Genomic DNA, 22,518 nt, shown 5'->3' with positions numbered 1-22,518 from the left:
CGGACATTCTGTCGGTCGTCCGGTCGCGGCCGTTGTGTCGCCGGGCGTGTGGGGGAGGTCGCACCGGATCGCGCGGGGAGTCCGCGCTCACGCCCCCACCATGTGGGTGCCTCCGTCGACGTGGACGATCTCGCCGGTGGTCCTCGGGAACCAGTCCGACAGCAGAGCGACCACCCCGCGGGCGGCCGGCTCGGGGTCCTCCAGGTCCCAGCCGAGCGTCGCGCGCGAGGTGCTCGCCTCCGCCAGTTCCGCGAAGCCGGGGATCGACTTGGCGGCCATGGAGCGGATCGGGCCCGCCGAGACGAGGTTGCAGCGGATGCTCCGGCCGCCCAGATAGCGGGCCAGATAGCGGTTGACGGCCTCCAGCGCCGCCTTGCTGACGCCCATCCAGTCGTAGTGCGGCCAGGCCTGCCGGGCGTCGAAGTCCAGGCCGACGACCGCTCCGCCGCGGTGCTCGAGCAGCGGCAGCACGGCGATGGTCAGCGCCTTGAGCGAGTACGCCGACACCTCCAGCGAGGTGGCGACCGAACTCCAGCCGGTGTTCAGGAAGTTGCCGCCCAGTGCGTCCTGCGGGGCGAAGGCGATGGAGTGCACAACGCCGTCCAGCGCCGGTTCCTCGCCGAGGTGCTCGGCGACCCGGTCGGCGAGGGTGTCCAAGTGCTCCTGGTTCTGCACGTCCAGGTCGACGACGGGCGCGGGCTCGGGCAGCCGCTTGGCGGTCAGCTCGACGAGGCTGCGCCGCCCGAAGGCGGTCAGGACGACCCGCGCGCCCTCCCGCTGGGCGAGCCGTGCCGCGTGGAAGGCGATCGACTTCTCACTGAGCATCCCCGTGATCAGGATGTTCTTGCCGTGGAGTATTCCGCTCATGTCCTCAACGGTCCTTGCTCGGTACGCCGTCGGCGGCTGCGACGGCCAGGGATACGGGGGTCCGGCGGGAGGCGGGCGCGGTGTCCCGCACGAGGCCCGCCAGGAAGCTGCCGATGATGCGCGGGCCGTGCCGGGTGAGCACCGACTCCGCGTGGAACTGCATCGAGGCGAAGCGTTCCGCGCGCAGCGCGTGCACCTCGCCGGTGCGCGGGTCCCGGCTGACCTCCACCCGGGCGCCGTACGGCCCGTCGATGACATCGCGGGTGCTGCGGGCGGCGAAGGTGTTGTAGAAGCCGACGTGTTCACGGCGGCCGAAGAGGTCGATCTCCCGATGCACGCCCTGGTTGGGCACCGCCCTGCGGATCAGCTCGAGGCCGAGCGCCCGGCTGAGCACCTGGTGGCTGAGGCAGACGGCGAGGAACGGCCGCCCGCTGCCCAGGAGTTCACGCACCGCGCCGTCCAGGTGGGCGATCTTCGGATCGGCCGTGGCGCGTGGATCGCCGGGGCCGGGCCCCATGACGACGAGGTCGTGCTCGTCGAAGGCGTACGGCTGGTCGAAGCGCCGTACGGTCACCTCCAGGCCCAGCGACCGCAGCTGTTTCTCGATCATCGAGGTGAACGTGTCCTCGGCGTCGACCACCAGGACCCGCCGGCCGCCGAGCAGGGCGCCCTCGGCGGCCGGCTCCGCGCGGTCGGCCAGCCAGAACCTGCCGAGGGGGTCGTTGCGCCGGAGCAGCGCCGAGCGGACCTGCGGGTGGTCCCGGAAGCCCGTCGGCGCGGCGTCCCGCAGCGCGGCGACCAGACCGGCCGCCTTGGCCCGGGTCTCGGCCACCTCGGAGGCCGGATCGGAGTGGCGGACGAGGGTGGCGCCGACGCCGATCGCGAGCCGTCCGGTGCGGTCGATGTCGGCGGTCCGGATGAGGATTGCGGAGTCCAGGGTGCGGGCGCCCTGCGCGTCCCGGCCGATCAGCGCGGCGACGCCGCTGTAGTAACCGCGGCCGCCGGGCTCGTACCGGGCGATCACCCGGCAGGCGCTCTCCAGCGGGCTGCCGGTGACGGTGGGGGCGAACAGCGTCTCGCGCAGGATCTCCTGAGGGGCTCGGGTCGTACGCCCCTCGATGAAGTACTCGGTGTGCGCGAGCCGGGACATCTCCTTGAGATGAGGGCCGACGACGCGCACCTGGTCCGGGCAGACCCGGCTCATCATCTTGAGTTCCTCGTCGACGACCATGTACAGCTCGTCGGCCTCCTTGCGGTCGGCGAGGAAGTCCAGGACGCCGGAGAGGGTGGGTCCGCCCGCCGGATAGCGGTAGGTGCCGCTGATCGGGTTCATCACGGCGGTGCCGTCGCGCAGGCTCACATGCCGCTCCGGCGAGGCACCGACGAAGGTGCGCTCACCGGTGTGGATCACGAAGGTCCAGTACGCGGCCGACTCGCGCTCGAGCAGCCGCCGGAACAGGGTCAGTGCGTCGGCCACGCCGTAGTCGGCGATCTCGGCGACGAACGACCGCTTGATGACGAAGTTGGCGCCCTGGCCGGTGCCGATCTCGTCCGCGACGACCCTGCTCACGATGTCGGCGTACGCCTCGTCGGACACGTCGAAGTCCCCGCCGGACAGCTGGATCCCCCGGTCGGGGACGCGGGTCAGGACGTCGGTGAGCGCTACGGCCGCCTGCTCGCGCACCTCCAGCGCGATGAGTGGTGCCCCGTCGTCGGCGCAGGCGTAGCCCCGCTCGGCGACCTGCCGGAAGGGCACGACAGTGAGCAGTTCGTGGTGGGCTCCGGGCTGCCGGGGCGTCGTGGGCAGCGGCAGTGCGGCGAGCGTGCCGGGGGTGGACACCTTGCCGAGGATCACATCCACGACACCGGGGCCGGCCGAGCCGGGACGGTGCAGCAGCGCGAAGGGTCCGGGCTCGGGCGACAGGACGCGGCCGAGCGGATCGGCTGGGGGCACACCGGTCATCCGAGGACCTCCTTGGTGGTGGTGACGACGGCGCAGGTGCGGGCCGCGTACTCCAGGGCCATGCGGTGGTCGGTGGCGCTGAAGTCCGCGACGGCGTCGGCCACGAGGAAGGTCTCGATGTCGTGGGTGTAGGCCTCCACGGCGCTCATCAGGACGCCCACGTGCGCGTACACACCGCAGACGATCAGCTGGTCGCGTCCGGCCCCGCGCATCTGCTGCAACAGGTCGGACTTGAAGAAGGCGCTGTAGCGCCACTTGGTGAACACCCAGTCGGCGCCGGCCGGGGCCAGCGGTTCGACGATCTCCCGGTCGGCCGGGCTGACCTGCATGCCCGGCCCCCAGAAGTCGTTGAGCAGTCCGCGCTCCTCGGGGGTCATCCCGCCGGGCTGCGCGGTGTAGGCGATGGGCATGCCGGCCCGGGCGCAGTGGTCGCGCAACGCGGCGACGCCGCGGACCAGTTCGGCGCGGAGCGCGTCGGGCAGCGGGCGCAGGAAGTACCGCTGCATGTCGTGCACGAGGAGCACGGCGCGGGCGGGGTCGATCGTCCAGCGAGGGATACGGGCGGGCAGCTCGCCGCTGGTCGGCATCGGGTAGGGCGTGATGGGCGGGATGCCTGGCATGGCGGTCCTCTCGAAGGGCGGGCGGGGAGCAGGGCGTCAGGCGCCGAGGGTGGCTCCGCCGTCGACCGTCAGGTCGTGCAGCGTGATGTGCGCGGCGGCGTCGGACAGCAGGAACAGCACGGCGTCGGCGATGTTCTCGGGCCGGGCTATGCGGCCCAGCGGGATGCCGAGGCGATAGGTCTCCGGGCGGCCGCGCAGGGTGGCCTCGCGGTCCGACTCGTCCCGCCACATCGAGGTGAGCATCGGCGTGTCGGTGGAGCCCGGGCCCACCACATTGCAGCGGATGCTGTACGGCGCCAGCTCGACGCCGAGCGACTTGGTGAAGTGGGCGGCGGCGGCCTTGGAGGCGGCGTAGGCGGCCATCTCGGCGCGCGGAGTGCGGGCCGCGTTGGAGGCCACGGTCACGATGGCGCCCGAGCGGCGGGGCACCATCCGCTCGGCCACCGCACGGGACATGAGGAAGACACCGGTGGCGTTCACCGCGAACGTACGGGCCCACTCCTCGTCGCCGTATCCGACGACGGGTCCCACGTGCAGCACCCCGGCGGCGTTGACGAGGAAGTCCACGGGGCCCAGCGTCCGTTCGACGGAGTCGACCAGGTCGCGGACGGCGCCGGAATCGGTGACGTCCGCGGGGTACGGCGTGACCGTGCCCGGTCCCCCGGTCACCTCGTCGGCGCGCTTGTGCAGCCGGTCCGCCTCGCGGTCGACGGCGGCGACATGGACGCCGGCCCGGACCAGGGCGGCGACGACCGCGCCGCCGATCCCGCCTGCGGCTCCGGTGACGATGGCTGTCTTGTCCTGCATGTTCTTCCTTTCGCTGCCGGGATGTCTCAGGGCCGCCAGGCGGCCACGACGGCCAGCGCCTGGGCGGGGTTGAGCCGGGGGTCGCACAGGCTGGTGTACGGGCCGCGGGCCGGCGCGCCGGTGGCGGTGGACGGGTCGCCGGGCAGGCATTCCAGGACGTCGTCCGGGGTGGTCTCCAGGTGCAGCCCGCCGGCCACACCGCCCGCCTCGCGCACGGTCGTCTGGAACGCCTCGATCTCCCGCCGGATGGTGTCCGTGTGCCGCCGTTTGCGCCCGTCGGGGCCGGTGACGGTGTTGCCGTGCATGGGGTCGGTGAGCCAGATCGCCGGGTGGCCCTCGGCCCGGACGGCGGCGACCAGGCGGGGCAGCACGGCCGCGGCCCGGTCGGCGCCGGTGCGGGCGATGAGGGTGAGCCGGCCCGGCTGCCGCAGAGGGTCGAGCCGCTCGCACAGGGCGACCAGCTCGTCGGGGGTCATGCCCGGACCGACCTTGCAGGCCACCGGGTTGACCACTTCAGCGAGCAGGGCGACATGGGCGCCGTCGAGCCCGCGGGTGCGTTCGCCGATCCACGGGAAGTGCGTGGAGGCGAGCAGCAGGGCGCCGTCCTCGGTGCGGCGCAGCAGGGGCAGTTCGTAGTCGAGCAGCAGCGCCTCGTGGCTGGTCCACACCACGGCCTCGGCGCCGCCGGCCGGCCGCGGGCCTGCTGTCCAGCCGAGGTGCCCCATGATGTCGGCGGCGGCCATGTACCCGGTGAGCAGGCGCAGCGGGTCCGGGCGGCGGCTCTCCGGGTCGGGTTCCGGTCCGTTGACCAGGTGGCCCCGGTACACGGGCAGTTCCCGTCCGCCGACGGTCTCGGTGGGCTGCGAGCGGGGCTTGGCGAACTGTCCCGCCATCCGCCCCACCCGGACCACGGGCCGGCCGGTGGTGAGTTTCAGCGCGCCGGCCAGCAGATCGAGGACGGCGCACTTGCGGGCGACGTGCCGGGCCGTGCAGTCGTCGGGGTCCTCGGCGCAGTCGCCGGCCTGGACGATCTCGGCCTTGCCCGCGGCGACGTCGGCGAGCAGCGTGCGCAGGACGGCGACGTCCTCGGCACGGACCAGGGCGGGGCGCTGGGCGAGGGCCCGGCGCACCCGCGCCAGCTGGGCCAGGTCCTCCCAGGGTGGCTGCTGCCGGGCCTCCTGGTGACGGAGGTCGAGCAGGGCGTTGTCCACTGATGTAACTCCCATGCGAGGTGCGGGCGTACTGCGGTCGGGGGGCCGGTCACACGACCAGTCCGCCGTCGACGCCGAGGACCTGGCCGGTGATGTACGCGGCGCGGTCGGAGGCGAGGAAGGCGACGAGGTGGGCGACGTCGTCGGGGCGGCCGAACCGGGCGAGCGGGATCCGCTCCCTGAGCCGCTCGCGCACCGTGTCCGTCAGTGCCGCGGTCATGTCGGTGTCGATGAAGCCCGGCGCCACGACGTTGGCGCGGACGCCGTAGGGGCCGCACTCCTTGGCCAGGGCCCGGGTGAAGCCGATGATCCCGGCCTTCGACGCCGAGTAGTTGGTCTGGTGGGCGTTGCCGTGAACCCCGGCGACCGAGGACAGGGTGATGACGCAGCCGGCCTTGCGGCGCATCATGCGGGTGATCACGGCGCGGCAGACCGCGTAGGTGCCGTCCAGGTTGGTGGACAGCACGTCGTGCCACTCGTCGTCGGACATGAGGGCGAGGGGCCGGTCCCGGGTGATGCCGGCGGCGCTGACGAGCGTGCGCACCGGGCCGAGTTCGCGTTCGGTCTCGGTCACGAACCGCCGGACCTGCTCGGGGTCGGCGATGTCGAGGGTGCGGTGCAGCACGCGGGCGCCGGCCTCGGCCGCGGCGTCCGCCGCCTCCTTCGCGGCGGACTCGTTGGAGCGATGGCAGAAGGCCACGTCGTGTCCCTCCCGGGCGAGCCGTGCCACGACGGCGCGCCCGATCCCGCGGGAGCCGCCGGTGACCAGGGCCACGGGCCGGCCGGTGCCCTCCGGGGCGGTCGGCGCGCTCATGCGGCGGCGAGTTTCTGCCGGACCAGCTCGTGCACGCCGGCCAGAGTGTTGATGGTCTTCAGCTCGTCGTCGGTGACGTCGATGCCGTAGCGGTCCTCGAGCCGGGTGGCGATCTCCAGCGTGATGAGGGAGTCCATGCCCAGGTCCTGGGTGAAGTGGGCGTCGTCGGTGACCTCCTCGGGCGCCAGTTCGAAGGTGACGGCCATCAGGGCGCGCAGCTCTTCCAGGTCGACGGAGACGGAGGTGCTGTCGGGCACGGTCGTGTTCCTTTCTCGGGAGGCTGTGGGGTCACAGGGCGGTGCGGGCCGCCGCCCGGGGCGGCAGGAAGGCCACCGCGGCCGACGCGTCCGTGCCGCGGGCCGTGGCCAGCACCAGGCCGTCACCGCCGTCGTCGTAGTAGGCGACCGTGGCGGCGCACTGGAGCACCCCGAGGGCTCCGCCGCACTCACCCAACCGGTCGGCCAGGCAGGTGAGTCGGGCCCGTTCCGGCAGGTGCGGCCGGTCGGCCCGGGGGGCTCCGCTCAGCCACAGGCCGATCGGCTCGGCGCGCGGGTCGGCCGCGGCGCGCAGGACCTCCGCGTGGTCGTGCCCGCGGTCGTATCCCCGCCACCGGGCGCGGACGCGGGCGCCCCGCCCGGCCGCGTGCGCGGCGGACTCCAGGACGATCGTGGCGGCGCCGTCCACGGGATCGGCGCCCAGCAGCTCGGCCACGACCTCGTTGGCCGGTTCGACGCCGGTCACGACGACGGTGTCGGCGCGGCCCGCGGCGATCAGGTTGCGGCCCCAGTGCAGGGCGTCGAGTCCGCTCGTCGCTCCGTTGCACAGCGTGACCGCGGGCCCGCGCAGCCCGTAGCCGGCCGCGATCCAGCCCGCGATGGCGCTGGTGGACGTCTGCGGCAGACCGGTCGCGCTGATGGCCCGCGAAGTGTGCTGGGCCGCGGTGTCGACGTAGGCGCAGACGCTGTCGTAGTTGCCGGTGTTGGAGCTGACGACGGTGGCGGCGCGGGCGCCGTCGAGGTCCGGGCCGTTCGGGCCGTACAGCCCCGCGTCGCGCAGCGCCGGTTCGACGGCGCGCAGCGCGAGGCGGGTGGCGCGGTCCTTGTGCCGCAGCTCGCGGCCCTTCAGGCCGGTCTCCGGGTCGAACGGCGTGCCGCCGCGGTCGCGGTGCAGGAGGTCAGCGGGGCCCGCGATGCCGGGTACGGCGAGCCCGGCTCCGGTGACCACCACCGAGGTCGGGTGTGCCGTCGATTCGCTGTTCACGCCTGTTCCACCCCCGCTGTCGGTTCGCTGTTCACGCCTTCTCCACTACCGCGACGGCGTTGATCCCGCCGAACCCGAACGCGTTGACCTGGGCGAGCGCGATCCGGGCGGGCGCCGCGGCGCCCTGCACCAGACGCAGCTCCGCCGCCTGTTCGATGGGGTCGGTCAGTCCGATGACCGGCGGTACGGCGCCGTGCCGCATGCTCAGCACGGCCGTCACCAGACTCAGCAGCCCCGAGCCGCCCAACGTGTGCCCGACGCCCGACTTGACGGCCGTCATGAGCGGGCCCGGGGCGTCGGTGAAGAGCCGCGACATGACCGCCGCCTCGGTCTCGTCGTTGCGGGCGGTGCCCGTGCCGTGCAGCATCACCAGGTCGATGTCGCCGGGGCGCACCCCGGCCCGCTGATGGGCGTCGCGGATGCCGGCCTCCACTCCCGCCGGGTCCGGCGCCGTGGGGTGGCCCGCGTCGCAGTTGAGGCCGACGGCGCGCAGCCGGGCCGCGACGCCCGTGCGCCGCGCTCCGGCCCGGGTGAGGACCACGGCCACAGCGCCCTCGCCCATGACCATGCCCTTGTGGCCGCGGTCGAAGGGACGTGCGGCATCCGGTACCAGGGTCTGTGCCCGGTCCATGGCGGCGAAGGTGGACTCCGCGATGGAGTCGGTGCCGGCCACGACGACGGTGTCGGCCTGGCCGAGGCAGATCAGGTCGGCGGCCATGCCGAGGGCGTACAGCGAGGCGGCACAGGCGTTGGCGAAGGTGTAGCTGGTCCGTGCGTTGAAGCGGCGGCGCAGCGCGTTGCCGAAGTGCAGCTCGTCGGTGGCCAGTCGAGCGCCCTCGCTCCACCACAGCTCCACGCTGCGCTGCTCGCGCAGGGTGGTGCCGACGAGCACAGGCACATCGCTGAGGTCGTCGTCGAGTCCGGCGTCGGCGAGGGCCTGCTCCACCGCGGTGAGGAGCCAGCCGGTGGCGCGCAGCGGGCGGTCGCCGCCGGGGCCGCGGTCGTCGATCTCGTAGGCGTACCGGGCCTGGTAGAAGGCCGGGTCGAAGACGCGGACCGGGGCGCGGCCGTCGCGGCCCGCGCACAGCGCGTCGTAGGTGGCGCGGGCGTCGGCGCCGACGCTGCTGACGGCGCCCAGGCCGATGATGTCCCAGGTCATATCTCGGCCACCCGGGTGCGCAGGGTGTGGGCCGCGGTCTTGCCGCTGGCGGTCGTCGGCAGTTCGGGAAACAGCTCCACCCGGGAGGGCCGCTTGTGCGCGGGCAACCCGCGCCGCGCGGCGCTGATCACGGCGCGGCGCACCCGGGCCGGGTCGGCACCGTCCGCCGGCTGGACGCAGGCCACCGCCTGCTCCAGGCCGTCGGCGTCGCGGCCGGCGACGACCGCGCAGGCCGCGACACCCTCGACGGCGCGCAGGACGCCCTCGATCTCGGCCGGAACCACCTTGTAGCCGCCGATGTTGAGGATGTCGTCGGTCCGGCACAGGTAGGCGAAGGAGCCGTCCGGGGCGCGCCGTACCAGGTCGCCGGTGTAGGCGCCGCCGTCGGCGAAGGCCGCCCGCTCGGCCTCGGCCCGGTTGACGTAGCCGAGGGCGACGGTGGGGCCGGCGATGTGCAGACGGCCCTCCTGCCCGTCGGGCAGTTCGGTGCCGTCGGTGTCGCGGACGGTGGCCCGGACCCCGGGGACGGGGAAGCCGAGCGCACCCTCGGGTGTGCGGTCGGCCGGTGCGACCAGGGCGACGTGCATGAGTTCGGTGGCGCCGAAGCAGTTCACGAGCGGGGCGCCGAAGGCCGCCCGGATGCGCTCGGCGAGCGCCGGCGGGCAGTTCTCCCCGGCCGTGGTGCACAGCCGTACGGCGTCGTACGCGGCGCTGTCCTGGCCGGGCAGCTGGGTCAGGGCGGCGTAGAGCCGGGGTACGGAGCAGAAGACGGTGGGCCGGTGGGTGGCGAGGGCCTCGGCCGCGGTGTACGGGTCGACGGCTCCGCGGATCAGGGCCGCGCTCGCGCCGGCCGCGAGGACACAGAGCACCGCGTTGCCGAAGCCGTAGCCGAAGGAGAGACGGGCGGTGGTCAACAGCGTGTCGTCGGGGCGCAGCCCCAGGACGCCGCCGAAGCCGTCGATCATGGCCAGCAGACCGGCCGCCGAGTGCCGTACGCCCTTGGGGGTGCCGGTGCTGCCGGAGGTGTACTGCACGAGGGCCTCGGCGTCGGCGGGCCCGGTGTGCGGCGGCGGGATGTCGTCGGCGGGCGCGCGGCCTTCCGACATCCTGCGGCGGGTGTCCTCGCCGTCGACGCGCGGGAGGTGCGCGAGCGTTTCATGCAGGGCGGCGCGCTTGGCGTCGGAGCCGTCGACGTGCACCACGCGGGCCCCGCAGTCCTCGACCGCGAAGGCGATGTCGGCGTCGTCGAGGAGCGGGCTCACCACGACCGGCACGGAACCGAGCCACCAGTGACCGAGGACCGCTGCCACCGTGGCCACGGAGTCCTCGGCGATCACCACGCCGCGCTCCCCGGGCCGGACGCCCGTCGCACGCAGCTCGGCGGCGTAGTCACGGGCCGCCGCGTACAGCCCGGTGTATGACACCCGGCCCACGTCAGGGTCGATGTAGGCTGTCCGGTCACCCTCTCCGGCGTCGATCCGGTGCCGCACCAGACGCCCGACCAGGGCGGCCTGCCCGGCCGCGGCGTCCTCCGGGGCGAGGACGGCGAGCGCGTCGGCCACCGAGCCGATCGCCGCCGCCTGCTGCGGTGTCAGGGCGGTGCCGAAGGTCTCCTGAATGCGTGTGATGGCCTCGACCTTTTCGAGGGACGCCATGCCGAGTTCATCCACCCAGGGGGCGGACTCGCCCACTTCGGACGGTTCCAGTTCCAGAACTGTCGCCACGATCTCGCGTAGCTTTTCGCTCGCGAGGTTCCTCTGCGTGGTCACTGGCGGATTCCCTTCTGCCGATGTCCGAGAAGCTAGCCCGGCAGTTGGTGCCCGCACACCGCGCGAACGAGTAGGCGCCCCACCGACTCACCTACTCGTTCGAGTAGTTACGGCCGCCAAGGGCCGGCGTCTACCGTCGTCACCGACGTGGCGCGCCCCCTCGCCGCGCGTCTCCCTGCACCCGACCAAGGCCAGGTGAACATGCCGCTCACGACGCGATCCATGCTCGATCAGGACGCCCGCCGGCGCATTTACGAAGACACGTCCGTGGGCGGCGGGAATGCGTGGAGAAAGGCGCTCGAATTCAGTCCGCATCCGGACCTGACCTGCCTTGTGGCCGATCGCCCGGTCATGAATGTCGACGGTGTGCCGCAGTCGGAATTCAATCTGCGGCAGCTCGACGAACTGGCCGAGTCCTGGGCGTCGTTCTACTGGGACCGCGGGGTGCGGCGCAGCGACCGGGTCGCGGTCTACATCGAGGACTCCTTCGACGACCAGGTCCATCTGGCGGCCCTGGCCCGGATCGGCGCGATACCGCTGCTCGTCAACGGGCGCATGGACCCGGAGCCGGCCCTCGGTCTGATGGCGCGCACCGACCCGGTCGGGCTGTACACCGACGCGGCTCACCTGGCACTGCTGGACGGCCGCCAGGAGAAGCTGGGGACGCTGCGCTGGACCGTCACCGCCGACGACGTGCGGGTCCTCGGCCGGCGGAGCCTGCCCGACCGGGCGCTGTACCGGCACGGCGACGACGACCCGGTGTTCCTGTGCCACTCCTCCGGCACCACCGGCACCCCGAAGCCGGTCATCTGGGCGCACCGGCAGAGCCTGGCCGGTCCGGGCTGGCGGCTGTCCGTGCCGGAGGACCCGACGGTGATGCTGTCGGCGGTGCCGCAGTCGCACTCGTCGGCGATCGCGTACACCTTCTACTCGCTGCTGTGCGGCCTGCCGCTGATCTCCTTTTCCGACCAGACCGGGCCCGGGGTGGCGCGGGGTGCCCGGGAGCACCGTCCGACCCGCATCCTGGCGTTCAACCAGACGTACTCGGAGCTGGCCTCCATGGAGCTGGACCCGGAGGACTTCGCCTCGGTCCGGGAGTGGCAGAACACCGGTGACTCGGCGCACGACGCGCACATCCGCAAGCTGATCCGGTACGGCCACCATGTGGTGGACGGCGAGCGCCGGCCGGGCTCGGTCTTCAGCGACGGCCTCGGATCGTCGGAGCTGGGCTGGGCGACGCTGCGCCGCTATGTCACCCAGGACACCCCGCCGCGCCCCCGCTTCCTGGGCAACCCGGTGCCGGCCGGCGAGGTCGCGGTGCTGCGCGAGGACGGCACCCCGGCCGCCGACGGCGAGGTCGGCCTGTTCGGGCTGCGCAGCAAGTCCGTCATCCCGGGGTACTGGAACGACGCCGACACGTACTACCGCAGCAAGCTTGCCGGTTACTGGCTGTCGGGTGATCTCGCCTACCGGAAGGGCGAGGACTTCTTCCATGTGGACCGCGCGGTGGACACGATCCACACCCCCGAGGGCGCCGGCTACTCGGTGCTGATGGAGGAGATCCTGCTGCTCGCCCTGCCGGAGGCGGCGGACTGCGCGGTGGCCGCGGGAGGGCGCGCGGGCGTCCAGGTGCCGGTGGCGGTGGTCCGGGCGCCCGCCGACGCGGACCCGGCCGAGCTGCTGGCACGGGCCAACGCGGCGCTGCGCGAAGCCGGCCAGCCGCCGCTGGCGCTGCTGGAGACGGCCCTCGACGAGGCCGCCATCCCGACCGGCCCCACCGGCAAGGTGCTCAAGCGCAAGCTACGGGAGAAGTACGCGGACCTCGACGCCTACACGGCCTCGGCCACCGGCCGGTTCGCCACCGAGACGAAGGAAGCGGCGGCCCGATGACCCAGTCCTCCGCCGCCGGGCCGGACGAGAGCGCCGACCTGTCGGCGTGGATCACCCGGCCCGGCGGCCCCGAGACCCTCGCCGCGCGCATGGGCATCGAGCTGGTCGAGGCGTCGCCCGAACGGCTCGTCGCCACCATGCCGGTGAACGGCAACAAGCAGTTGTACGGCATGCTGCACGGGGGCGCGTCCGTGGTGCTCGCCGAGACCCTCGGGTCCATCGGCGCGGCCATGCACGCGGGCGGTGGCCATATCGCCCTCGGGGTCGATGTCAACGCCACGCACCACCGGCCGGTGCGCAGCGGTGTGGTGACCGCGGTGGCGACCGCACTGGCCCTCGGGCCGACCCTTGCCTCGTACGATGTGGTGATCACCGATGAGGCGGGCCGGCGTACGTGCACCGCGCGGATCACCGTTGCCCCCAACACCGCTCAGCGCATGCAACGAGGAAAAAGATGACCGAAGCGGCTCCATCCACCCGCGCGCACACCCACACGCCCGACGGGACGTCACCGCGCAGAGCGTCCACCGCGGCCATGCTCACCGTTCTGCTGGCGGGCACCTTCGTCACCCAGTTCGACTTCTTCGTCGTGAACGTGGCGGCGCCGTCGTTACAAAGCGACCTCGGGGCCGGTGCCACGGCCCTCGAACTCATCGTAGGCGGCTATGCGTTCGCCCTCGCCAGCGGCATGGTCACCGGCGGCCGGCTCGGTGACCTGTACGGTCACCGGCGGCTGTTCACGATCGGTATGGCCGGGTTCGGCCTCGCCTCGCTGCTGTGCGGCATCGCCGTGAGCCCGGGGCAGCTCATCGCGGCCCGGCTGCTCCAGGGGCTGACCGCGGCGCTGATGGCGCCCCAGGTGCTGGCGACCATCACGGCGACGTTCGCCCCGGCGGAGCGGCCCCGGGCGATCGCCGCCTACGGCGTGACGGCGGGCATCGGCTCGATCGCCGGGCAGCTCTTCGGCGGGCTGCTGCTCGACGCCGACATCGCGGGACTGGGCTGGCGCGTCATCTTCCTGGTGAACGTGCCGGTGTGCACGCTGGTCGCGCTGTGTGCCCCGCGGGTGCTGCCCCCGGCGCACTCCGGCCGGGGCGCCGGCCTCGACCCGGTGGGCGCGGTCGGCCTCAGTGCCGCCCTCGCCCTGCTTCTGGTGCCGCTGGCGCTCGGTCACTCCTCAGGCTGGCCGGTGTGGACCTGGCTGTCCATGGCGGGCGGTGTGCTGCTCGGCGCGCTGACCCTGTGGTGGGAGCGGGCGCTGGGGACGCGCGGCGGCTCCCCCGTACTCGACCTGACGCTGTTCCACGGCTCGTCGTTCCGGGCCGGCATCATCGCGAGCGCGGCCTTCTACATCTACTTCGGCAGCTTCATCTTCACGCTGACACTGCTGCTCCAGGGCGGCCTCTCGCTCAGCCCCGTCGAAGCCGGTCTGACGTTCACGCCGATGGGGGCGAGCTACATGGTGTCGTCGCTGGTGGGCAAGCGCCTGACGGCCCGTTTCGGCATGAACGCTCTGATCGGGGGCTCTGCGGTGATCGCCCTGGGGCTGCTGGCGCTGCTGCTGCGGGTGCAGGCGGCCGGCGCGGACTCCGAGGTCGCCTGGATCTGCGGCTGCCTGTGCCTGGTCGGCCTCGGCAACGGTGTCGTCCTGCCCTCGCTGATCGGCGCGGCCCTGCTGCGCGTGCCGCCGCAGAAGGCCGGCATGGCGTCGGGTGCGCTGACCACGGCGCAGCAGTTCGCGAGTTCGGCCGGCGTCGCGGCCGTCGGTGCGGTGTTCTTCGCCGTCGCGGGGGACGAGAGGCCGGGTACCGGCTACCCGGACGCGATGGTGACGGCCACCTCCGTGTGCCTGGCGATGGTGCTGGTCGTGATGGGCATGATGGGGGTCTTCCGGCGGATCGCCGCTCAGGAGAAGACCGCCGAGGCGTGAGACGGGCTCCTCCGTCCGTCCGTTCGCCTGTTCGTATACGAACCCGCCGGGCCACCGTGTCGTTCTCCCCGTGCTGCCGGCATCGGGTGACCACGGTGGCCCGTGCGCAGTGACGATCGTGTATCCGCCGTGTATCACGGGCGTATCACCGCGGCATCCGCGGCGCCCGGTACGGCCGTTCCGGCTTGTCCGGCTTCCCCGCCGGCCCGCAGACTCTCGGGACGACCCAGGAGTTCGGCCGAGCGAAGCTGATGGAACCCGCATGCTGGACCACGCAGTCCCCCACGAAGCACCACTCGAGGCGGCCTCGGTCTACGCTGAACTGTCCGAGTCCGCCTGGCAGTTCGCCCAGGCAGCCGCGCTCGTCGGCGATGTGTTCACCTTGCAGGAGATCGCCCGGCTGCAGTCGGTGACAACCTTGTCGATGCTGCCCGCCCTGGAGGAGACGGTCGAGGCCGGGCTCATCCGGTTCTCCGGTGACCGCCTCGCCTTCCGGTCCCGCGACGTCCGTATGGCGCTGCACGCCCGGATCCCGGCACCGGTGCGCCGGACTCTGCTGCGCGGGGCACAGGCCGCCCGGCCGTCGGGGCAGCCGGCCACGGAGGCGCACGCGACCCCGGACGCCCTGGTGTCCGCCCTGTTCCTGTCGCACGACAACCCGAGCGGCCCACTGGACCCGCGGACCGCGGAGGCGGCCCACCAGGCCCTGGCCGAGAGCTTCTCCCTCACCGGTGACCCCGCGTCCGCCCAGGCCGAGGCGTCCCGGGTCCTCTCGCTGTTCGGCCCTGACGAGCAGGGGCGGCGGGAGCGCGCCCGGGCCATGGTCCGGGCGGGCGGACCGGGGGCCGTCCCGGTCGTCGCCGCCGTGGTGCTGTCCAACCTGGAGTGGGCGGCGGGACATCTGGACGAGGCGCTCCGGTGCGCCCGCGAGGCGCTGGCTGCGGACCAGGCCGTCCTGCCGCCCGGCTGGCGCCCGTACTCCTCGCTCGCGCTGGCCGTGAAGCTGACCCAGCTCGGCCGGTTCGCCGAGGCGGAGGCGGCTTTGACACGGACGAGCGAGCTGGCCGAGCGCCCAGGGCACCAGCGGGCCCGGGCCGAGGCGGCGATCGTACGGGGCCGGCTGCTGCTCGGGGCGGGCCGCACCGAGGCCGCGGAGGCCGAGATCTCCTCCGGGGTCTCGCTCGCCCAGCGCACCCACGCCCGGCTGACCGCCTCGCAAGGCCTGTCCCTGCTGTCGCTGCTGTCACTGGCTCGCGGCCGGCGGGGCGAGGCCGCCGACCAGGTGTGGCGGGCCCGGATGGAACTCGTCGCCCAGCCCGGCTCGTTCCTCTCCCTGCGGCACACCTGGGCCGACTTCCAGGTGGCCACGGCCGGCATGGACGCGCGCGGCGCCGTCGGCCTGCTGGTGGAGCGCTACCCCGATCTGCTCACCAGGCCGTCGCTGTTCGTGCGCGACCCCGCAGCCGCGGCCCAGCTGGTGCGGCTGAGCCTGGCCGCGGAGGAGAACTCCCTGGCCGCCGCGGTCGCCCGGCGCGTCGAGCGGCTCGCGGAGCGGAACCCCGCGCACCCGGGCCTGGCCGCCGCCGCGACCCATGCCCGGGGGCTGCTGCACGAGGACCCCGACGCCCTGGAGCACGCGGCGGCCGAGCACCGGGCGCCCTGGGCCGCCGCCGCGGCGAGCGAGGACCTGGGGACGCTGCTGCTCGGCCGGCGCGGACGCGACACCGGCATGGCGCGCCGCCATCTGCGGGCCGCGGCCGAGCGATACCACGCGATCGGCGCGCACGCCGCCGTGGCCCGCCTGGAAGCGCTGCTCCGGGAGAGCGCGCAGGGCCGGCAGCGGCCCGCCGGTGCCGAGCCCGCGGCCCGCCCGGAGCAGGCCGGCGCACCGGCCGGAAGCACGCTGACGGCGGCCGAGCACCGGATCGCGCGGCTGGTCGCGCAGGGGCTGACCAACAAGCAGGTGGCGACGCGGGTGTCGTGCTCGCCGCACACCGTCAACTACCACCTGCGGCAGATCTTCCGGAAGCTGGGCGTGGCCTCCCGGGTCGAGCTGGCCCGGCTGCTGGGCTGAGTCGCGGCCGGGCACCTTTTCCGAACCGGCACACTATGTCCACAGAATATGGATTTCGGCAACCGGCGCATTGCTCTTCCTGCACCTCACCCGACTTCACGTTGCCCGACCCGCCCCTCTGGTTTACCGTGCCACGCAACTTTCTTTCATGGCGCTCGTCACAGGCTGTTACTGACCGGTAGCAGGGTAGCGTTGCGTCGCCCGAAGCATCGCCAAGGAGGGGGAGTGGAATGCGACCGGACATCGCTGACGGCGAGTTTTCCTGCAATATCCTTGGCCCGCTGGAAATCATTGCGGCAGGTAAGGAGATCGCTGTCGCGGGGGCCCGCCAGCAGACGCTCCTCACGCTGCTCCTGCTGGACGTCGGCAAGACGATCACCGGCGCGCGGCTGATCGACGGCATCTGGGGCGGCCGGGCTCCGCAGACCGCGGAGGTGCAGCTGAGGATCTGCGTCTCCCGGCTGCGGCGCGTGCTGGCCGAGGGCGGATTGCCGGATGTGATCAGCACCGAGAGTCAGGGCTACCGCCTTACCGTTCCCGAAGACCGTGTCGACGTGCGGCGCTTCACCGCCTTGGTGGACCGGGCCGCCCGGGCCGAGGCCGCAGGGGACGATGCGGAGGCGGTACGGCTGCTGCGCTCGGCGCTCGGCCTGTGGCGCGGTCCCGCCGCCGAGGGGCTCACCGGGCCGCTCGTCCGGGCGGCTGCGGCCCGGCTCGACGAGGAGCGCATGAGCGCACTGGAGCGCTGCTTCGGACTGGAGCTGCGACTGGGCCGGCATCATCGCATCATTCCGGAGCTGATGGCGAGCGCCGCGGAGCATCCTTTCCGGGAGACTCTCCAGTCCCAGCTCATGAGGGCTCTTTATCACGCGGGCCGGCAGGCGGACGCGCTGAATGTCTACCGGGATGTCAAACGGCGTTTCGCCGAAGAACTCGGATTAGATCCGTCGCAGCGTCTTCGGGCCCTGGAACAGAGAATTCTGGAACAGCGTCCGGAACTCGGCGGTCACAAAACCGTGCTGCCGCAGGACGCCTACATCCGGCTGGCCGCGCTGCAACGTGAAAACGCCTCACTCCGTGCGGAACGGAAGCAGATCGCCACCTCATGGTGTGTCTCATGCGGCGGCGCGACCTCCGCGTCCGCTCCTGAGCACACCGGCACGTAGCACCTGCTGAGCACACCGGCACGTAGCACCGCGGCGTCCGGCGCGCATCCGAAGCAGTGCATGCATGATCCTCCAGGGGCGGCGCCTGCGCGGCAGCCCTGTACGCCGTACCGCGCTGTGGACCGGCGTGATGAGCGCGGGGACCGCGGGATGGGCGGTGCTCGCCCTCTCCCGCGGTGAACACATCGGCGCCGCATGACTGTTGCCGGCCGCGCTGCGCACGTACGCGAGCGGCCACCGCTTCTCCGCCTGCTGGATCGCCCGTACCGTGCTCGGCACCGACGACGAGCGCATCACCCCCGGCCTGACGCCTGGACGCAGCGGCGGCACGGCGGGAATCCTCCCGTCGAAGGGGAGAGCGTCAGGCCGTCTCCCGCGGCACCCGGATGTCCAGCACGCACACGTCGTCGCGGCGTTCGCCCTGCAGCATGGCGGTGAGCAGGGGATCCAGGGAGCCGGCCGCGTCCGTGCGGTGGTGCTCCGCCACGGTCTTCGCCAGCCGTGCCAGGCCCGTCCCGATGCCCTCGCCGGGCCGCTCGACCAGCCCGTCGGTGAACAGCAGCAGCCGGTCACCGGGCTGCAGCCGGCACTCCGCCTCCTCGAACGGCGGCTCCTCGGTCGCGCCCAGCAGCATGCCCAGCGGACGCTTCAGATAGCGCGGACGGCCCTCCCGCAGCAGCAGCGGCGGCAGATGCCCTGCCTGCGCCCACACCAGCCGGTGTTCGGCGGGCTGGTAATGGGCCAGGACGAGCGTGGCCGTGCCCCTGGTGTCCAGGGAGTGCAGCAGCAGCGTGTTCAGCCGAACCAGTGCGTCGGTCAGCGAGGAACCGGTGAGGATCATGCCCTTGGCGGTGAACCGGAGCTGGGCCATCGTGGCCACCGCGTCCAGACCGTGCCCGGCCACGTCACCGACCACGAACAGGGCGTCGCCGTTCGGCAGGTCGATCGCGCTGAACCAGTCACCGCCGACATGGAGGCCCGACTGGGCGGGCAGGTAGGCGAGGTCGACCCGCAGTCCGGCCAGCCGCAGCGGCCGGCGCGGCATCGGCAGCAGCGCGTGCTGCAGCCGTCCCGCCAGCATCCGCTCGGCATGCAGGACGCCCTGCTGCGCCGCGATCGCCCGCTCGCTCTCCCGCAGGGCCAGTTCCGCGCTGCGCTGCGCGGTCAGGTCCTGCACGAAGCCGTGGACCTGGACCGGAGTGCCGTCGGCGTCAAGGACGGCTTCCGCGACGATGCGCAGATGCCGCAGGCCGGACCCGGACTTCTTGCGGAACAGCACGCTGAAGGGCTCGCCGTGGTCGAGCAGTGCGCGCACCGCGCGGGCCAGCGCCGGTGCGTCGTCGGACACGGGGAGGCGGGCCAGCTCCTCGAAACGCATCGGGCCCTGCTCGGGGGAGCGGTCGCACAGCTCGTACGCCTGCGAGGACCAGGCGGCCTCACGGGTGACCAGGTTCCACGTGGCCCAGCCGAGCCGCCCGAGGCGCTGCACGTCCGCCAGACGCTGCACCTGGCGGTCCGAGGACTCCTGGCGCAGCCAGGTGACCAGCAGCCCGTCGCCGGCCCGCGAGGCCCGCACCGAGTACAGGGACAGTTCCCGTCCGCCGGCGGCGACCTCCTGCTGCGCGTACGGCTCGCTCTCGTACGGCTCACCGTCGTCGAGGGTGCCCTGCAGGCCCTGCCACAGCGGCTCCTCCGCCAGCGTCGGCCAGCACTCCAGGGCGCGCCGCCCGACCAGGTCGGGGCCGCTGCGCCCCAGTACGTCCACGGTCTGCGGGGTGGCGGCGTCGACGCGGTAGTCGTCCACCTCGCCCGAGGGGGAGCGCAGGGGGGTCAGCAGCGCGGTGGGCACGGGCAGGCCGGAGAACAGCGCACGGACCTCCTCAGGTGCGCCCGTGGCGTGCTCGGGACGCGTGTCCAGGGCACGCAGCCGGCCGGCGCACAACCGCGCGGCGCCGCGCAGCAGTGCACGGGAGTGCCGGTCGAACGGCCCGTCGCGGGTGCGCAGCACCCCCATGGCCACGTCCGCCCGGCCGTCGCCGCGCATGGGCAGCCAGGCCCGGGACGACCAGTGCCGTCCGGGGGAGTTGATCAGCAGGTACCGCTTGCCGTCCCGGACGCGATCCTCCAGCCAGCGCGGCTCGTGGGCCTCCAGGGCCTCGAACGCGGCGACATCGCTGAGGGGCGGTATGTGATGCCACTGGTGCGCCAGTGTCTCGTCGATGCCGGCGTGCCCGATCAGGTCCAGTCCTCCGCCCGGCAGCCGCCGGTACAGCAGCACCGCGTCCGCCCCGACGGGCCCGGCCAGGTGCCTGTGCACACAGCGGGCCAGATCGTGAGGGCTGCCGACATGCACCAGCGCCCGCCCGAGCAGGGCCAGGGCGGCGAAATCGTCGCTGTCGTCCCCGTCGGACGCCGGTGCCGGCGCCGCGACGGGAGCCGGCCGGTGACCGGCCGGTTGGGTGTCGTCCGGGCCGGAGGCCTGCGCCGGGGACGCACGAGAGGGGGACCAGTCCGGCGGCGGGACCAGGCTGCCGAGGGTGATCCAGCACTCCTCCACCAGAGTGTGACGTGCGGTCTTGGCCCGCTGGACCAGTTCCTCGTGAGCGGCCTCGGACGTGCAGCCGGTGAGTGCCATCACAGCGCCCTTGGCGCGTTCCACCACGGCGGAGATGGCCGCCTGCTCCTGCAGCCGGTCCATCTCGGCCCGCTGTCTGGCCACCACCTCGGCGAGCTCCGCCAGACCGGGTACCGCGTCGCCCGACGCCGAGGAGGAGCACCGTTCGCTCGCCACGGGACGAGCATCGCACACACGGGCGGTCGGATCACGTCATCGGCGTATCGGAGTGTGTGAGACGGAAGCGCGCCGGGGCAGGGCCCATGCACCCTGCGCCCGGTCCGGGACCCGGCGAAGACCCGCTCCGGAACCGATGAGGGCCCGCCCCGGGACCGATGAGGGCCTGGTCCGGGAATCCACCGGCCTCTGTCCGATCCGGGACGTCGTGTGCTCCTCGGTCCGAGGGGGCACCGTCCGGGCCGGCCGGGGTGCACGGCCGGCCGGGTCGCGACCGGTCGGGATGCATGGGCCTCGTTTCGTGGACGGGCCCCGGCCGGGGCCGGACGGGAAACGCGGGCGTGGGACTCAGCGGGTGGTGCCGTGCTCCACCAGGGCCCGGGTCACCGCCCGCACACTGCGGGCGATGTGCTGCAACTGTGCCAGTTCCGCCGCGTACAGCTTGATCGTGTGCTCGATGACGGACTCGGGCATGCCCAGGCCGGGCAGGTCCGTGCGCGCGGTCTGCAGAGCCGTGCGGGCCACACGGATCTCCTGCTGGACCTGCAGATGGGCGTGGCGGGCCAGCAGCACGGGGTGGCGCACCAGTGCGGGGTAGCCGCCGTAGCGTGCGGGCACAAGTTCGCGCAGCCACCTGGTCGCCGAACGCTGCCAGTCGTAGCTGCCCGGCGGCTTGACCTGGCAGGGCCAGTCCGGGCTGAGGCGCGGGGTGGTCACAGGCATGATCGTCGCTTCCGGTGTGCGTCCTGGCGTGGCCGTCCAGCCAGGCGGCGGCCCCGGCCCAGGGGGTGGCCGGGTCCGCCGGGGAGCGTCGGCGCGGGTGATGCCCGGCCGGAACGCCCCGTGGAGCCGGCCCTGAGGGGTCGGGCCGTGATCCGAGAGCAGTATTTATATATGCCGTTCACTTGGCAAGACGCATGAAAACTTTCATGTGCGGGGAGGGGTGAGCGCACGTCCGGTCGCGGTCCGGTCCGTGCGCAGGGTGTGCCGCCGGAGCCATGGCAACGCCCCTGTCCGGCGGGACGACGGAAGGCTCTCGCGGTGCCCGCTCAGTCCCTCAGGAAGAACTGGTGTCGTTCGGCGAGCTGCTCGTACTCCTCCAGCCGGGCCTGGGTCCGCTCCGGGTCGGCGTCGGTCATGGCCTGCAGCAGGGCGGCGCACACCACGCCGGGTGCGGCGTAGGAGTCGAAGACCAGGCGGGACCCGGTGCCGGTCGCGAAGGTCACATCGGCCTCGTCGGCCACGGGGCCCAGGGCCAGATCGGTGATCAGAGCGACCTTGAGCCCGGCGCTGCGGGCGACCCGGATGGCGGACAGCGTCTCCTGGGCGTGCCGGGGCAGGGAGAAGGCCAGCACCCAGGTGCCGCCGGCCTCGCGGGACTGCAGCAGCGCGTCGTAGGCGACACTGCCGCCGCGGGTCACCAGCCGCACGTCCGGGTGGATGCGCCGCGCCGCGTAGGCGAAGTACTCGGCCAGCGACACCGAGATGCGCAGCCCGAGCACGGTGAGCGGCTCCGAGCGGGACAGCTCGCGCCCGACGGTGATCACCCGCTGCGGGTCGGCGAAGTCACGGCGCAGGTTCTCCAGGTTCTCGATCTCGGCGTCGACCGCCGCCTGCAGCTCGTTGACCCGCTCCGCCTCGGTGCCGCCCGCGAGGGTGCGCAGGGCGATGGCCTGCAGCTTCTCCCGCAGGGCGGGGTAGCCGCTGAAGCCCACCGCGCCGGCGAACCGGGTCACCGAGGGCTGGCTGACCCCGACCCGGTCGGCCAGCTCGGTGATCGACAAAAAGGCCGCCTCGGTGATGTTCTCGATCAGGTACTGGGCGATGCGGCGGTGCCCGGGAGACAGCCGGGGCCGGTCGAAGAGCGCTCTGAGCTGGGACGCGGGGGCCGGCTCGGCCGGTGCGGCAGGCCGGTGCGCGGTGATGGCGGACGCCTGCGCGCGAGTTTGCTGCGGCGAGGGCACCGAGGCGCCTGACTTGTCTCCCACAGCGTTTCAACATAGCTCACCGGCCCTCGCCGCCAGGGCGCGCAGGGCCTTTCCCCGCGGCCCTTCCTGCGGCCTTTCCTGCCGGCCCTTCCTGCGGCCTTCTCCTGCCGGTCACCGGCCGTCCGGTCACCGGCCGGCGGGACACCGTGCGGCGCGGGCGCGCGGCACTCCTCGCCGTGCCGGGGTCGGCCGGCGTGCCCTGGACGGTC

Annotated in this window: 19 protein-coding genes; 6 read left to right on the top strand and 13 right to left on the bottom strand. The window is 73.2% G+C overall.

Annotated elements, in window-relative coordinates:
- Positions 1 to 87: 87 nt before the first annotated feature.
- Genes fabI through IE286_RS19085 form a run of 10 tightly spaced genes read right to left on the bottom strand, consistent with a single transcriptional unit; the run spans position 88 to position 10,470 of the window.
- Positions 88 to 867, bottom strand: coding sequence for an enoyl-ACP reductase FabI (gene fabI, locus IE286_RS19130; RefSeq protein WP_189797985.1), 780 nt, complete (start codon positions 865 to 867; stop codon positions 88 to 90).
- 4 nt (positions 868 to 871) lie between these two features.
- Positions 872 to 2,830 carry an anthranilate synthase family protein gene (locus tag IE286_RS19125; RefSeq protein WP_189797984.1) on the bottom strand — a complete coding sequence of 653 codons (1,959 nt, stop codon included), beginning with the start codon at positions 2,828 to 2,830 and terminating at the stop codon, positions 872 to 874.
- Positions 2,827 to 3,450 carry an isochorismatase family protein gene (locus IE286_RS19120; RefSeq protein WP_189797983.1) on the bottom strand — a complete coding sequence of 208 codons (624 nt, stop codon included), beginning with the start codon at positions 3,448 to 3,450 and terminating at the stop codon, positions 2,827 to 2,829. Before IE286_RS19120 ends, IE286_RS19125 begins: the two co-directional genes overlap by 4 nt.
- A gap of 36 nt (positions 3,451 to 3,486) precedes the next feature.
- A complete protein-coding gene (locus IE286_RS19115) occupies positions 3,487 to 4,257 on the bottom strand; it encodes a 2,3-dihydro-2,3-dihydroxybenzoate dehydrogenase (protein WP_189797982.1) in 771 nt (256 codons plus the stop codon).
- Positions 4,258 to 4,283: 26 nt separating this feature from the next.
- Complete coding sequence (locus tag IE286_RS19110; RefSeq protein WP_189798028.1) at positions 4,284 to 5,468, bottom strand: 3-deoxy-7-phosphoheptulonate synthase; 1,185 nt, start codon at positions 5,466 to 5,468, stop codon at positions 4,284 to 4,286.
- 49 nt (positions 5,469 to 5,517) lie between these two features.
- A complete protein-coding gene (gene fabG / locus IE286_RS19105) occupies positions 5,518 to 6,282 on the bottom strand; it encodes a 3-oxoacyl-[acyl-carrier-protein] reductase (RefSeq protein WP_189797981.1) in 765 nt (254 codons plus the stop codon).
- On the bottom strand, positions 6,279 to 6,539 hold the full coding sequence (locus IE286_RS19100) for an acyl carrier protein (RefSeq protein ID WP_189797980.1): 261 nt from the start codon (positions 6,537 to 6,539) through the stop codon (positions 6,279 to 6,281). Before IE286_RS19100 ends, fabG begins: the two co-directional genes overlap by 4 nt.
- 31 nt (positions 6,540 to 6,570) lie before the next feature.
- The gene (locus IE286_RS19095) at positions 6,571 to 7,542 is read right to left on the bottom strand and encodes a beta-ketoacyl synthase N-terminal-like domain-containing protein (RefSeq protein ID WP_189797979.1); all 972 of its coding nucleotides are present in this window, start codon (positions 7,540 to 7,542) and stop codon (positions 6,571 to 6,573) included.
- A 31-nt stretch (positions 7,543 to 7,573) separates the two neighbouring features.
- The gene (locus tag IE286_RS19090) at positions 7,574 to 8,701 is read right to left on the bottom strand and encodes a beta-ketoacyl synthase N-terminal-like domain-containing protein (protein WP_189797978.1); all 1,128 of its coding nucleotides are present in this window, start codon (positions 8,699 to 8,701) and stop codon (positions 7,574 to 7,576) included.
- Positions 8,698 to 10,470: an AMP-binding protein gene (locus tag IE286_RS19085; RefSeq protein ID WP_189797977.1), complete on the bottom strand. Its 1,773-nt coding sequence runs from the start codon at positions 10,468 to 10,470 to the stop codon at positions 8,698 to 8,700. Before IE286_RS19085 ends, IE286_RS19090 begins: the two co-directional genes overlap by 4 nt.
- 333 nt (positions 10,471 to 10,803) lie before the next feature.
- Here IE286_RS19085 and IE286_RS19080 point away from each other — a divergent pair, with 333 nt between their 5' ends.
- From IE286_RS19080 to IE286_RS27670, 6 genes are all read left to right on the top strand, one after another.
- Positions 10,804 to 12,360: a class I adenylate-forming enzyme family protein gene (locus IE286_RS19080; RefSeq protein WP_372462536.1), complete on the top strand. Its 1,557-nt coding sequence runs from the start codon at positions 10,804 to 10,806 to the stop codon at positions 12,358 to 12,360.
- Positions 12,357 to 12,818 carry a hotdog fold thioesterase gene (locus IE286_RS19075; RefSeq protein ID WP_189797975.1) on the top strand — a complete coding sequence of 154 codons (462 nt, stop codon included), beginning with the start codon at positions 12,357 to 12,359 and terminating at the stop codon, positions 12,816 to 12,818. Before IE286_RS19080 ends, IE286_RS19075 begins: the two co-directional genes overlap by 4 nt.
- A 77-nt stretch (positions 12,819 to 12,895) precedes the next feature.
- A complete protein-coding gene (locus tag IE286_RS19070) occupies positions 12,896 to 14,290 on the top strand; it encodes an MFS transporter (RefSeq protein WP_229863143.1) in 1,395 nt (464 codons plus the stop codon).
- A gap of 262 nt (positions 14,291 to 14,552) precedes the next feature.
- On the top strand, positions 14,553 to 16,364 hold the full coding sequence (locus tag IE286_RS19065; protein ID WP_189797973.1) for a helix-turn-helix transcriptional regulator: 1,812 nt from the start codon (positions 14,553 to 14,555) through the stop codon (positions 16,362 to 16,364).
- A gap of 230 nt (positions 16,365 to 16,594) precedes the next feature.
- Positions 16,595 to 17,530, top strand: coding sequence for an AfsR/SARP family transcriptional regulator (locus tag IE286_RS19060; RefSeq protein ID WP_189797972.1), 936 nt, complete (start codon positions 16,595 to 16,597; stop codon positions 17,528 to 17,530).
- 64 nt (positions 17,531 to 17,594) lie between these two features.
- Positions 17,595 to 17,729 carry a hypothetical protein gene (locus IE286_RS27670; protein WP_267969701.1) on the top strand — a complete coding sequence of 45 codons (135 nt, stop codon included), beginning with the start codon at positions 17,595 to 17,597 and terminating at the stop codon, positions 17,727 to 17,729.
- 162 nt (positions 17,730 to 17,891) lie between these two features.
- Here the strand turns inward: IE286_RS27670 and IE286_RS19055 are convergent, their stop codons facing one another.
- The 3 genes from IE286_RS19055 to IE286_RS19045 all read right to left on the bottom strand — a co-directional run bounded on the left by IE286_RS19055 (position 17,892) and on the right by IE286_RS19045 (position 22,285).
- The gene (locus tag IE286_RS19055; protein WP_189798027.1) at positions 17,892 to 20,228 is read right to left on the bottom strand and encodes a SpoIIE family protein phosphatase; all 2,337 of its coding nucleotides are present in this window, start codon (positions 20,226 to 20,228) and stop codon (positions 17,892 to 17,894) included.
- Between the two features lie 441 nt (positions 20,229 to 20,669).
- Complete coding sequence (locus IE286_RS19050; RefSeq protein ID WP_189797971.1) at positions 20,670 to 21,044, bottom strand: hypothetical protein; 375 nt, start codon at positions 21,042 to 21,044, stop codon at positions 20,670 to 20,672.
- Between the two features lie 326 nt (positions 21,045 to 21,370).
- Positions 21,371 to 22,285: a MurR/RpiR family transcriptional regulator gene (locus IE286_RS19045; protein WP_189798026.1), complete on the bottom strand. Its 915-nt coding sequence runs from the start codon at positions 22,283 to 22,285 to the stop codon at positions 21,371 to 21,373.
- Positions 22,286 to 22,518 lie beyond the last annotated feature (233 nt).

Origin of the sequence: Streptomyces thermodiastaticus (assembly GCF_014656135.1) — a bacterium.
Taxonomy (GTDB): Bacteria; Actinomycetota; Actinomycetes; order Streptomycetales; family Streptomycetaceae; genus Streptomyces; species Streptomyces thermodiastaticus.
The sequence above is the reverse complement of the archived record's forward strand: the minus strand, read 5'-3'. Positions and strand labels throughout refer to the sequence as shown.